Below are 12,326 nucleotides of genomic sequence, written 5' to 3'. Positions count from 1 at the left end.
CTAGTTTGTTCTGCGGTAAGCTGCCACATTTTCCTTACTTGATGGAAGTAAATAGATTTTTTGAGTTTTCCTCGAACTTTTTTACGAGTTCCAGTTGTGTAGATTTGAATTCTTCCAAAAAACCTTCTAATTGTTTTTGAACCTCGTCACGTTGAAGTTGTTGTTGTTCAATGAATTGTTTTGTTGTTTCTTCAAACTGGCCGCTCGTTTGAGTAAGAATTGTCAAAGATGTTTTTGTTGGAGACACAGTAAGTTGATGAAGATGATTAGAGAGTTCGTTCCATTTTTCTTGCCATTCGTTAATTTGTTCATTTAAGGAGTTGCCTGTGAATTGCTTCACGTATTCTGTATATTGACTATTAAATTGAGTAGTGAATTGTTGTAGTTCTTTTTCGAGTTCATCTACTCCTGCTGTTAATTTATGCAAAGCATCCTGCTGTTGTTTTAAAGTTTCTAAAGTAAGTTGCTCCAATTGTTTCCCTGCTGAAGAGAAAAGGGAAAGAGAATGTGACCAATTTTTCCAAAATGCATCGACCAGTTCGTATGGTTTAGTTTCCATGGTTTGACCTCCAAATATTTTTTTGCATATTGTGAACGCAGATTATTCTGCTGTACCACCAGGTGAAGATGAAGATTTTTTTTCATCCTTTTCTGGAGAAGTAGAAAATGGAAAGAATGCATTGGTGTATAACGTGAAGAATGTTCGCAACATATTTTGATAATGTTCAAAAGAGGTCGCGCATGTTGCTAAATATTGCTCTCCATATTCTGTTAAAGAATAAATTCGCTTTGCTGGCCCTCCTTCACTTGTATCCCAAGTGGAAGATATGAGGTTTTCTTTTTCTAACTTGCGCAAGGTTCTATAAACATTACCTTGGTCAACGGAAGAAAAGCCAATATCCATTAGCATTTGAATGAGTTTGTAACCGTGAAGACTCCAGTCTTTTAGACAGAGAAGTAAGAAGGGAACTAAGAAGTTTTTTGGCATGGAGTTTGGTTGTTTCGCTTGGTTTGTTTCCAAACTTTCTTGTTGTTCTGGTTCATTATGTAGCATGATTGTGCATCACCTCATGAATCAGTTAGATGGAATTTTTTGCTTATAAGTGCAATTTACACCTATCTGTTTTCTATGTCAATACATTTGTTGGAATATAGAAAAAAACAAAATACAGACTTGAAGTTTTATTCATAATATTGGAAAATAGTGAATAGGTTGAATTGTTTCAAAAACGAATGAAGGAGTGTAGGAGAAGTGATTGATCAAAAATTCGATCCACTACAAGCATGGAAAGAAGCTTATGAACAGACCGAAACATTTTGGGGAAAAGCGCTCAATGAAACAATCAAAACAGAAGAGTATTCTGCTTGGATGGGAAGCGTTCTAGATTTGAATTTGTTTTATCAGAAGATGTTGAATGATGCAACAAAAGGTTATTTAGAAAAAATGAACATGCCAACCCAAGACGATATCGCAAGAGTGGCTACGCTTGTTATTAACTTAGAAAATAAAGTTGATAACATCGAAGAGTTTTTGGAAGAAAAAGCAGATTCTTTAGGACAATCTCCTACGCTAAAACGTGATGTAATAAAAGTGAAACAAGATATTCGTACATTAGAAGATAAAGTGGATAAGATTTTAGAATTACTTGAAAAACAAAATGAAGTGTTAGCAAAATTACAGGAACCAGCGAAAGAAGTGGCGAAAGCGCCTCTGAAACCAGAGAATAAAAAGTAGTTAAGAAGTGTTGTTTATACGTTCAAAAAGGGAAAGGGAGAACCTCTTTTACGAATGGTATGAACAGCTGAAAATAGTTTGTATGTAGAATATCGTTTTAAAATATGTATCAGGGTGATGCATTCTTATATCTAACAAGTTCAATAAAGGGGGAATAGAAATGGTTCAATTAAATGGTAAAGTAGCAATCGTAACAGGTGGGGCAAAAGGGATTGGTAAAGCGATTACAGTAGCATTAGCAAAAGAGGGCGCAAAGGTTGTTATTAACTATAATAGCAGTAAAGAAGCGGCTGAAAATCTAGCGAATGAATTAGGAACAGAAGGTCATGATGTATATGCAGTTCAGGCAGATGTTTCTAAGCTAGAAGATGCGAAGCGCCTTGTAGATGAAGCTGTGAATCATTTTGGTAAGGTAGATATTCTTGTAAATAATGCTGGTATTACAAGAGACCGTACTTTCAAAAAATTAAACCGTGAAGATTGGGATCGCGTAATCGATGTAAACTTAAGTAGTATATTTAATACAACGAGTGCGGCACTTCCTTACATAACAGAATCAGAAGAGGGTAGAATCATTAGCATTTCTTCTATTATTGGACAAGCTGGTGGATTTGGACAAACAAACTATTCAGCAGCAAAAGCTGGTATGTTAGGATTTACAAAGTCATTAGCGCTAGAACTTGCGAAAACAAATGTAACAGTGAATGCGATTTGCCCAGGATTCATTGATACAGAAATGGTAGCAGAAGTGCCGGAAGATGTTCGTCAAAAAATCGTTTCTAAGATTCCAAAGAAACGTTTCGGACAAGCGGATGAAATTGCAAAAGGTGTTGTATACTTGTGCCGTGATGGAGCGTATATCACTGGTCAACAGTTAAATATTAACGGCGGATTATATATGTAATGAAGCAAAGAGAAAGTGCATATCCATAGCAGGAGTGCACTTCTTTCTTGAAGAAGGAAATCAATTAAAAAGGAGATAGGAAAATGACTACATTCGTAACAGAATGGGAAAAGCAATTGGAACTATACCCAGAAGAATATCGAAAAGCATACCGTCGTTTTAAAAGAGCGAGTGAAGTTTTACTACGTGAACCAGAGCCACAAGTTGGTTTAACTCCAAAAGAGGTCATTTGGACGAAAAATAAAACGAAGCTGTATCGTTACATTCCAAAGCAGGAAAAAACACATTCAGTTCCCATTTTATTGATCTATGCGCTAATTAATAAACCATATATTATGGATTTGACACCAGGAAATAGTTTGGTGGAATATTTAGTAGATCGTGGTTTTGATGTGTATATGCTTGATTGGGGCACATTCGGTTTAGAAGATAGTCATTTAAAGTTTGATGATTTTGTGTTCGACTATATTGCAAAAGCAGTTAAAAAAGTAATGCGAACTGCAAAAGCGGACGAGGTATCTCTACTCGGATATTGTATGGGTGGTACGCTAACATCCATTTATGCGGCACTTCATCCACATATGCCGATTCGAAATTTAATTTTTATGACAAGTCCATTTGATTTCTCTGAAACAGGATTATATGGTCCATTATTAGATGAAAAGTATTTTAACTTAGACAAAGCAGTTGATACATTTGGAAATATACCGCCGGAAATGATTGATTTCGGAAATAAAATGTTAAAGCCAGTTACAAACTTTGTTGGTCCGTATGTTGCTTTACTTGACCGCTCAGAAAATGAGCGCTTTGTTGAAAGCTGGAAGCTAATTCAAAAATGGGTTGGAGATGGTATCCCATTCCCAGGTGAATCGTATCGACAATGGATTCGCGATTTTTATCAAAATAATAAATTGGTTAAAGGTGAGCTCGTGATTCGAGGTCAAAAAGTAAAACTTGAAAACATTAAGGCAAATGTCTTAAATATTTCTGCAAAACGTGATCATATTGCATTGCCATGTCAAGTAGAGGCGCTCTTAGATCATATTTCTAGTACAGACAAACAGTATGTGTGCTTGCCGACAGGACATATGTCAGTTGTATACGGTGGAACGGCTGTAAAACAAACGTATCCTACAGTTGGAAATTGGCTTGAGGAACGCTCTAATTGAAGTGAAAAAGTGATTAATATGGCTTGAACAAATATCTTTTTTGTTCATACGAATGAAATGGAAAATCCAGCTAGCACAGGCTAGCTGGATTTTTTTATGTAAAGTAACAAAAAATAAAAGGTAGGAAATTCAATTGTAGGAGAGTAGTTATGAAATTAGCATTAGGAAAGTTATACTGGAATGAAGAAGCTTGTATGCCTTGTTATCCGATATTAGAAAATGATATGATATGTGATGTGCTTATTGTTGGAAGTGGAGAATCAGGCGCTCAAATTGCATATTTTTTAACAAAATTAGGAATGAGTGTCACGTTGATTGATAAACGAAAAATTGCACACGGAAGCACAGCTGCTAATACAGGATTACTACAATTTGTTCATGATAAGTCATTGACATCTTTGATTCATACATTTGGGGAAGCAAAAGGGGTGCGAGCTTATCAGCTTTGTTACGAGGCACTGCGAACATTGGAACAGGTTGTTCCAATGTTAGATATTGATCCTTGTTTTATTCCGAGAAGAAGCTTATATTATGCAAGTCAAAATGAAGATATTTCATTCCTTCAAGAAGAGTATCGTACATTACAACGTTACGGATTTCCTGTTGAGTATTTTACAGAATCTGATATTAAGAAACGATATTCATTTACAAAACCGGCAGCATTATATACACGAGGGGATGCAGAAGTGAACCCGTATATGTTAGCTCATGGTCTTATACATAAAGCAAACCAGCTAGGTGCTTCTATTTTTGAAAATACAGAGGTTGTGCATATTAAGCCTGTTCAAAAAGATTTGGTTTCTTACACAAAAATAGGTAAGAAAATTGTAGCGAAAGCAGTGATTATGGCTACAGGATATGAAACACTATTTGGGAAAAAAGAAGCAAATACAACGGTAGAAACCTCTTATGCTATTGTTACAAATGAGCAAGAGCATTTTAATGGGTGGCACGAACAATCATTAATTTGGGAAACTGCTCGGCCGTATTTGTATTTTCGTACGTACAAAAACAGAATTATTGTAGGCGGATTAGATGAAGCGATGCAACTTCAGAAATTTGGTGATACAAAGTTATTGCATAAACGAGAATTGCTAACTAAAATTATACAAGAGATGTTTCCGAATATTTCAAATGTTAGAGCTGAATATTATTGGGCTGCTGCATTTGGCGGAAGTCATGATGGTCTTCCTATTTGTAAAAAAGATGATAAAGTCTCTAATTTGTATTATGCATTACCGTATGGGGGAAATGGAACTGTATATGGAATGGTATTTGCAAAACTATTTCAGCAGTTATTTACAAATAAAGAAAATGATGATTTTTCTTTGTTTAATCGATAGAAAAAAGGTAGCGAAGTGATGGGATGAGAGATATAAAGAAATTTTTGCGAAAATTGCGTCCGGTACAGCTTATTGTTTTATTTTATTTCATGGCAGTAATTGTTTCTGTAATTTTATTAAGTTTACCATTTGTCATTAAGCCAGGTGTAAAATGGACTTTTATAGATGCGTTATTTATATCTGTTAGCGCTGTTAGTGTTACGGGGCTTTCAGTGGTTTCTATTCCAGATACGTTAAATACGGCAGGTATTATGATTTTAGCGCTCGTATTACAATTAGGCGGTTTAGGAATTATGGCACTTGGTACATTTGTTTGGATGATAACAGGTAAGAAAATAGGTTTGCAGCGAAGACGATTAATTATGGCAGATCATAACCAAGGAAATTTATCAGGACTTGTTGAGTTGATGCGGTCTATTTTAATTTTGATTATTTCGATAGAAGTGGTTGGGGCGCTTCTATTAGGAACAAGATTTTTACTCTATTTCCCAAGTTGGAAAGAAGCGTATTTTCATGGTTTTTTTGCCGCTGTTAGTGCAACAACCAATGGTGGATTTGATTTAACTGGTCAGTCGCTTATACCATATCAGAAAGACTATATTGTACAAATAATTCATATGCTTCTTATTATTTTAGGAGCAATTGGATTTCCTGTGCTAATGGAAGTAAAACAGTATTTGAGTAAGGAAAAACATCAATTGTTTCGTTTTTCACTATTTACAAAATTGACAACAACGACATTTTTCTCGCTTATTATTGTGGGAACAATCGTTATTTTTTTATTGGAGCGAAATCAGTTTTTGTTAGGGAAATCCTGGCATGAAACGGTATTTTATACGTTGTTTCAATCCGTTACAACGAGAAGTGGTGGATTAGCGACAATGGATATACGTGACTTGTCACAGCCGACGCTTTTATTTATGAGTGTTTTAATGTTTATTGGTGCTTCTCCAAGTTCAGTTGGAGGGGGAATACGTACAACGACGTTTGCTGTGAATATTCTTTCCCTATATACGTTTGCAAAAGGTGGTAGAACGGTACGTGTTTTTAAACGGCAATTGCATGAGGAAGACGTTTTAAAAGCGTCCGTTGTTATGACTATGGGGATTTTATTATGTGCTTCTGCTTTATTTATTTTATCGATGACTGAAAATGCACCATTTATGAGTTTAATTGTTGAAGTATGTTCTGCATTTGGAACGACTGGGTTATCAACAGGTATCACTTCTGATTTAACAACTGCTGGAAAACTTGTATTAATTGTTCTTATGTTTATTGGTCGTGTTGGTATTTTAACATTTATTTTAGCAAGTGGTGGAAGGGAACAACCGCCTCGCTATAAATATCCCAAAGAGAGAATTATTATTGGATAACATGAAACCATTCTACCTATAAAGGTAGAATGGTTTTTTAATCGTTAATACCAAATTGAGGGTGCATAAATGAATCTTCAACCCCGTCTGTTTTGTTTCGTAACACTTCTTGATTTTCTTCTGAAATCCATCCGATATCATTTGTTGGATGAATCCATTCTTCGCCAGCCATAATGGCCGGATCAACTTCATCACTCCAATTGTTAAGTGGGCTATTTTTAGAATTGTATTTACTATCTCCAATTACAACATCGTATTGATTAATAAAGGGCTGTTGCATTTGTTTTCCTGTTCCTTTAAAGGAGGGGAAATTCATTTGATGTGGCAAAGTTTCATCTAAAATGGGTGAATGAATTTGTTGTTTTTTCTTCAAAGTAATCGTTCCTTCTTTATTATAGTAGGAAATATAAATTTCCTGTTCAGATATAGTGTTTCCCTATATACGTTGCTTTGTACTTGTTAACACTTCCCATCAATAATTTTTGAAAGTTTTCTCAAACTAATATAGAAAGTAAGATGTCATTACAGGGAAGGAAGGTATTATTGATGGTAAAACGAAAAGTAAAACAACATGCGGCAATGAATCATAATAAAACTCCAAAAGAAAGTCTACCGGATGCGGAATTTGCGGTAGAGTATGAAAATGAAAATCCAGCGAAATATGCAAATCGTAATTCAAAAAAGGGTAAGCAAAAATGAGGCGTTTTTTACAAACGCCTCGTTTTTTTGTGGGATTTTTAATCTTTTTTTAATTATTTGTAAACTTCCTGTCTTTCTAGAAAAGAAAAAATAGAAAAAACATTGAAGTACCAACGTATTACACCAAAACAAACAACAAACAAAAGATTAATGTTGGTTTAATATTGCTTTTACACTTGATGTTTATATTTAAGTTGTACATAAGAAAAATAAAAGGAGAGAGAAACAGTGAAAAAACATTCTTTAAAGCTGTAGCAACCGGGGGAGTATTTTCTTTATTAATGGGGTGTGGTGCCAAGAAAGAAGAAACTGCGGGGGCGAAAGTGAAAGATGACAAATTGTCTGGATTATTAACAGTTTACACAGCAATTGAAGAAGAGCTTGCACCTATTTATCTTGATTCCTTTAAAAAGAAATACGCAGATGTGAAATTAAATATCGCTCGTGATTCAACTGGGGTTATTACAGCAAAATTGTTAGCAGAAGGGAAAAATACACAAGCGGATGTTGTATGGGGAACAGCGGCTTCTAGTCTTCTGGCTTTAGACAAGAAAGAAATGTTAAAAGAATATTCTCCAAAAGGTGTAGATCATGTACTTCCGCAATTAAAGATGATAAAAAGCCAGAAAAATGGATTCGCGACGATTAAAAATGATTATAAACTTCCGGATGGTTTCCCAAAAGATGCAACAGACAAGTTATATAAAAATAACGATTTTAAATGGGCGGCTGATAATCGCGATAAAATTTTAGAACGTTGGGAAAAAGAATTTGGTCAAAAAGCAGAACCGAAAAAGTAAGTGGGAGAGAAAAATGAGGTGAAGTTATGTCTATTGTTGGAGAAGAGAGAAAGCGTAGTATTCTTGAAAAAGTAGAGTTTAAGGGAAAAGTGAAAGTTTCAGAGCTAGCAAGTGAATTTTCAGTATCAACAGAAACCATTCGCAGATATTTAGAAGAGCTTGATCGGGAAAAAAAGTTGAAGAAAGTATACGGGGGAGCGGTTCAACTTCCGGGAGCAGGGATAGAGCCCCCTATGCTAGAAAGAGAAATGCTATATATTGAGGAAAAGAAAAGAATTGGCTATAAAGCAGCAACTTTTGTAGAAGATGGAGATGTCATTGTTATCGATGATGGAAGCACGCCCCTGCAAATGGTCCCGTATCTCGTTCATCGGAAAAACTTAACTGTTGTGACGAGTTCATTTCCTGTTGCAGCCCAATTAATTTCTTCTATAAATAAAAAAATGTTTGATGGTGAAGTATTATTTATTGGAGGAAAGGTATCGCCAAAACACTGTCGTGTATCAGGATCTATTTCACAGCAAGTCATTCGTCAGTTTCATTTTCATAAGGCATTTATTTCAATTGATGGCTTGTTACCTAGTTTTGGAATCTCGAGTTTTGAATTGGAAAAAGCTAAGTTATCAGAAGCGATGATTCAATTAGCGGAAAAGACATTTATTTTATGTGATCATACAAAAATGGGGGTAAAAGGAAATTATCGAATCGCCGGTTTTTCTGATATGGGGCACGTAATTTGCGATAAAAAAATGCCGCATAGTTTTGAAGAATTTATTACAAAAAATAATATTCGCTGGACGATTAGTTAAATATAGGTTTCCAATCCGAAAGTTGTAGGGCCTACTGTTTTATTATTTTACACGTAGATAAGAGAGGTACTTTGAAAAGTTTTGTATCAGTGCAAAAAAAATGGACACATTTTTCGGTTCCCTTCATATAATTTACCAACAGAAAAAAAGTTGACTGGAGGAAAGAAGGGGAAAAGGTGTCGGAACGCTTGTATAATAAACTTATATTGTATACAAATATATTACAAAAGATCGGCATTATTAATGAGCAAGAGAAGAGTGAGATGCTTCAAATGATGAACAAAAAGGCTCTGTGAAAGAGCTTTTTTTGTTGTGTAACATGTGCCTAATTTTCAGGTAGATGAAGAAATTGTATTGACAAAAAGAGATTCTCATGTGATAATTCAATTAAATTTTTGGAATAATCAAAAAATAATTCTTTTACATAGAAATGGCTAAACCATTACAGTGATATTCTCATGGGGGTGACGAAATGTTATTTTTTTTAAAGAAGTGGAAAGAGTTAAGAGATGTAAAAATGGAATTGGCTCTCCGTGATTGGTTTTATGGTACAAAAATTAGTTTATCTATGCGGACATCACAAGAACCATTAACATTTTTAGTAAATATTGAAGGAAGAGACAAAGGGTTATTTGCAGAAGAGGATTTTATTGTAGTAAATAGTATGTGCGAGCCTGTATTTGCAAATGATGAAAAACCAGCAGTTGAATCGTTTATGCATGCAGATATTTATAAAAAAGGTAATGCGGAGTGTATTTTGCAAGTTCAAACTGTAGATAGTCATTTAATATCAGAGTTATATGGAAAAGAAGGAGCAGTTACATTTGAAAAACGCACTGTAGAACGTGTTTTTGGAAAAGAAGGAATTACAGAGATTACGATTCCGATTGTAGAAAATGAAAAGAAGTTTGCTGATTTATTAGAGAATCATGTTCCTAATTTTATAGAAGGCGGCGGTGCTATACTTGTTCATAATTACGGAATGATTGTATGGGGAAACTCGCCAGAAGAGACGAAAAAATGGTTAGAGGGGTTAGAGTATTTAATGAATTATCACGTGAAATTATTGATGATTAAAGGAACTAAGAGTTCAGTTATATAAAGAGAACAATTCGTTACGTGCAAACTAATAAATGAAAGCGTTTTAAAAATAATTTCACTCATAAAATATGGGTCTCCTTATTATATATAGATTACATGTCGTCATGTGAGGAGGAACGTATTTTGCGAGTTAAATATCATTTTCTGCCGAAACAACAGGTGACATTTTGTAAGGATAATGATTCGGGGGAACAGGCGTTAAAAATTATGAACGTGAAGGGATATAGAGCGATCCCTGTACTTGCAGAAGATGAGAAGAGATTTAAAGGGATCATTTATAAAGTAGATATTTTAGAACGTAAATGTAATGAGGGTTTAGAAGATGTATGTGTGAAAGATATTATGGAAGATAAATCTGCATTTATTTTTGAAAAGGATTCTTTTTTTCGAGCCTTTTATGTAATTAGGCGTCTTCCATTTTTAGCTGTATTGAATGAGTACAATGAATTTGTTGGCATTTTAACACATTCTAATATATTTGATGTCATTGAAGATTCATTTGGGATGCAAACGGGTGGTTATATAATAACAATCGCAACGCAAGATTGTAAGGGGACAATTAAGGAGTTAGGAACGTTGCTCAGGTCTTATCATATTGGTGGATTATTTACATTGGACAATGGTGATCAATATATTCGTCGTGTTATTGTGAACATTACAGATGACTTAAGTGAAAAAGCATTAGAATCATTAATTGCAAAAATAGAGAAAAAAGGATTTCGCGTGAGTCATGTAGATTATATATAAGGTAGTAGTATGAAAAATAGAGAGCAGCATATAGCTGCTCTCTATTTTTGTTTGGAGACAGGTGGTGGTGAGAGGACAAGGTCGGATAAGAAAATAAAGTCTGCATGTTCACGTACTTTAGGAATGGTGGACTCAATAACACGAGAAGTAATTTCCCCAGGAGGGCCGACATGACCAATTGCTACTACGACAGGTTTTTCTTTAATTTTTTGTAGAAGTAACTGTGCTTGCTTTGTAATATGAGATGATGTATAAACATCATCAAAGAATAATTGATTTTCTACAATAGGAACTTCTAATTCCTTTCCGATTTTTGGTACTACGCTATTGGGATTTGTTTTACTATCTAAATAAAATAGGCCATGTTTTTTACATACTGATAGTATGATTCGCATAATTCTTTCATCAGCTGTTACTTTAGAACCCATATGATTATTCATCCCAATTGCATGTGGTACTTCTTGAATCGCTTGTTCGACCCGACTTTCAATTTCATGATCACTTAAATCAGTTGTAATAGCTTTAGGACCAAGCCATTCTTTTTTTCCTTTAATAGGCTCCATTGGCATATGAATAATAACTTCATGCCCTTTTTGATGTGCAGCTACTGCATCTTGTTTTGTAGATGGAAGAAAGGGCATAACAGCTACAGTAAGTGGAATGGGAAGTGATAACATCCTTTCAGTTCCCTTCATATTATTTCCAAAGTCGTCGATTACAATGGCAACTTTATTTGTATGGGCATACGTTTGAAAAGGAAAAATGACAGTAGATAATAAAATGAAAAAAATAATGATATGTTTACGCATATAAAAAGTTCCTTTCTGAGTGGGTGATTTGTTATAAATAAAGTTTTATCAAATTTCTAGTTAGTAAAACAAATTAGATATGTAATTTGCATGAACTGCACTAAAATCCTGATTGGTAAGTGCTAATAATCAGTGGGGATGAAGAAAGCTCGCACTGATTAAGGTTTCACTTTATAGAAAATTTATCTTTTTTAATAAAATAAGGTACTGTATTTGTGAAGATGGACACGCAAATCTATAATTATGATTTGCGTTTTTTACATAAATTAAACGAGAAAAATGTCGAAGTGCTGGAAATTAAAAAATGTAAAAGAAGGGTTTATTTGTCGTTTGGAAAAAATAATATGAAAAAAATGTCTATTATTGCGAATGTATTTACAAAGATAGAATAATTTGTAATAATTCTCAAAGTGAGGATAAAGATTTGTAAATTACAGGGAGAAAATGTTAAAATTTCTGAGTATTCTAATTCGATTGCAATATACATTTGTAGCCTCAATGTATGGAGTGAAAATGAAGTAGAGAGTATGGAAGAATAATGAGGGGGATATGGATGTTTACAGCAAAACGGGAGTATACAATGGAAAAACTTTCGCGTGATATTCATATGAAACGTGAAGAAATGATTCATTTAGGTTTAACAAACGGATTAAACAGTACTGAAACAATTCAAGTGAGTCAAGAATTGGACAAGCTTATTGTACAGTATCAACGATATAAAGAACAAAAAACACCAAGATGGTTCGCATTTATGAAGGTACCCTTTTCCCAAATGGAATATGAAGGAAAAACAAGTGCTTTTTGGAAAATGTTTGTGACTGCTTTTATGAAATAAAC

At 34.3% G+C, this 12,326-nt stretch carries 14 protein-coding genes and 1 pseudogene; 11 read left to right on the top strand and 4 right to left on the bottom strand.

The genetic code is table 11. The features are described from left to right. Positions 1 to 34: 34 nt before the first annotated feature. Complete coding sequence (phaP, locus tag ACM6HU_RS25005; protein ID WP_016113920.1) at positions 35 to 559, bottom strand: polyhydroxyalkanoic acid inclusion protein PhaP; 525 nt, start codon at positions 557 to 559, stop codon at positions 35 to 37. A gap of 42 nt (positions 560 to 601) precedes the next feature. Then, a complete protein-coding gene (gene phaQ, locus ACM6HU_RS25000; RefSeq protein ID WP_003196063.1) occupies positions 602 to 1,054 on the bottom strand; it encodes a poly-beta-hydroxybutyrate-responsive repressor in 453 nt (150 codons plus the stop codon). 198 nt (positions 1,055 to 1,252) lie between these two features. Between phaQ and phaR the strand changes: the two genes are divergently transcribed. The 5 genes from phaR (at position 1,253) to ACM6HU_RS24975 (ending at position 6,524) form a co-directional block, all read left to right on the top strand. Continuing rightward, positions 1,253 to 1,735: a polyhydroxyalkanoic acid synthase subunit PhaR gene (gene phaR, locus ACM6HU_RS24995; RefSeq protein WP_414848497.1), complete on the top strand. Its 483-nt coding sequence runs from the start codon at positions 1,253 to 1,255 to the stop codon at positions 1,733 to 1,735. 160 nt (positions 1,736 to 1,895) lie between these two features. Then, positions 1,896 to 2,639, top strand: a complete 744-nt coding sequence (locus ACM6HU_RS24990) for an acetoacetyl-CoA reductase (RefSeq protein ID WP_016131263.1) — start codon at positions 1,896 to 1,898, stop codon at positions 2,637 to 2,639. 83 nt (positions 2,640 to 2,722) lie between these two features. Further along, a complete protein-coding gene (gene phaC, locus ACM6HU_RS24985) occupies positions 2,723 to 3,808 on the top strand; it encodes a class III poly(R)-hydroxyalkanoic acid synthase subunit PhaC (RefSeq protein WP_016113923.1) in 1,086 nt (361 codons plus the stop codon). A 149-nt stretch (positions 3,809 to 3,957) separates the two neighbouring features. Next, complete coding sequence (locus tag ACM6HU_RS24980; protein WP_016113924.1) at positions 3,958 to 5,151, top strand: NAD(P)/FAD-dependent oxidoreductase; 1,194 nt, start codon at positions 3,958 to 3,960, stop codon at positions 5,149 to 5,151. Between the two features lie 23 nt (positions 5,152 to 5,174). Next, positions 5,175 to 6,524 (top strand): TrkH family potassium uptake protein, encoded by a 1,350-nt coding sequence (locus ACM6HU_RS24975; protein ID WP_016113925.1) that lies wholly within the window; start codon positions 5,175 to 5,177, stop codon positions 6,522 to 6,524. 37 nt (positions 6,525 to 6,561) lie between these two features. On the opposite strand, the gene ACM6HU_RS24970 is transcribed toward ACM6HU_RS24975, so the two are convergent. After that, a complete protein-coding gene (locus ACM6HU_RS24970; protein WP_016113926.1) occupies positions 6,562 to 6,897 on the bottom strand; it encodes a DUF3905 domain-containing protein in 336 nt (111 codons plus the stop codon). Between the two features lie 173 nt (positions 6,898 to 7,070). Between ACM6HU_RS24970 and ACM6HU_RS24965 the strand changes: the two genes are divergently transcribed. The 5 genes and pseudogenes from ACM6HU_RS24965 (at position 7,071) to cbpA (ending at position 10,680) form a co-directional block, all read left to right on the top strand. Further along, positions 7,071 to 7,223: a hypothetical protein gene (locus tag ACM6HU_RS24965; protein WP_000240797.1), complete on the top strand. Its 153-nt coding sequence runs from the start codon at positions 7,071 to 7,073 to the stop codon at positions 7,221 to 7,223. A 179-nt stretch (positions 7,224 to 7,402) separates the two neighbouring features. Further along, a pseudogene (locus tag ACM6HU_RS24960) lies at positions 7,403 to 8,023 on the top strand (2-aminoethylphosphonate-binding protein). 26 nt (positions 8,024 to 8,049) lie between these two features. Beyond that, a complete protein-coding gene (locus ACM6HU_RS24955) occupies positions 8,050 to 8,832 on the top strand; it encodes a DeoR/GlpR family DNA-binding transcription regulator (RefSeq protein WP_016131264.1) in 783 nt (260 codons plus the stop codon). A gap of 472 nt (positions 8,833 to 9,304) precedes the next feature. Further along, positions 9,305 to 9,934: a class II aldolase/adducin family protein gene (locus ACM6HU_RS24950; RefSeq protein WP_003196074.1), complete on the top strand. Its 630-nt coding sequence runs from the start codon at positions 9,305 to 9,307 to the stop codon at positions 9,932 to 9,934. A 122-nt stretch (positions 9,935 to 10,056) separates the two neighbouring features. Continuing rightward, a complete protein-coding gene (gene cbpA / locus ACM6HU_RS24945; protein WP_016113929.1) occupies positions 10,057 to 10,680 on the top strand; it encodes a cyclic di-AMP binding protein CbpA in 624 nt (207 codons plus the stop codon). 41 nt (positions 10,681 to 10,721) lie between these two features. Here cbpA and ACM6HU_RS24940 read toward each other — a convergent pair whose 3' ends face one another. Then, entirely contained in the window at positions 10,722 to 11,489 is a 768-nt protein-coding gene (locus ACM6HU_RS24940; RefSeq protein WP_016113930.1) for a divergent polysaccharide deacetylase family protein, read from the bottom strand. A gap of 553 nt (positions 11,490 to 12,042) precedes the next feature. On the opposite strand from ACM6HU_RS24940, the gene ACM6HU_RS24935 reads away from it, so the two are divergent. Next, a complete protein-coding gene (locus ACM6HU_RS24935; protein WP_016113931.1) occupies positions 12,043 to 12,324 on the top strand; it encodes an aspartyl-phosphate phosphatase Spo0E family protein in 282 nt (93 codons plus the stop codon). Positions 12,325 to 12,326 lie beyond the last annotated feature (2 nt).

Source organism: Bacillus sp. IT-79MI2, from assembly GCF_949768135.1.
In the GTDB taxonomy this organism is placed as follows: domain Bacteria; phylum Bacillota; class Bacilli; order Bacillales; family Bacillaceae_G; genus Bacillus_A; species Bacillus_A pseudomycoides.
Note: the sequence above shows the minus strand (reverse complement) of the source record. Positions and strands in the feature narration are given on the sequence as shown.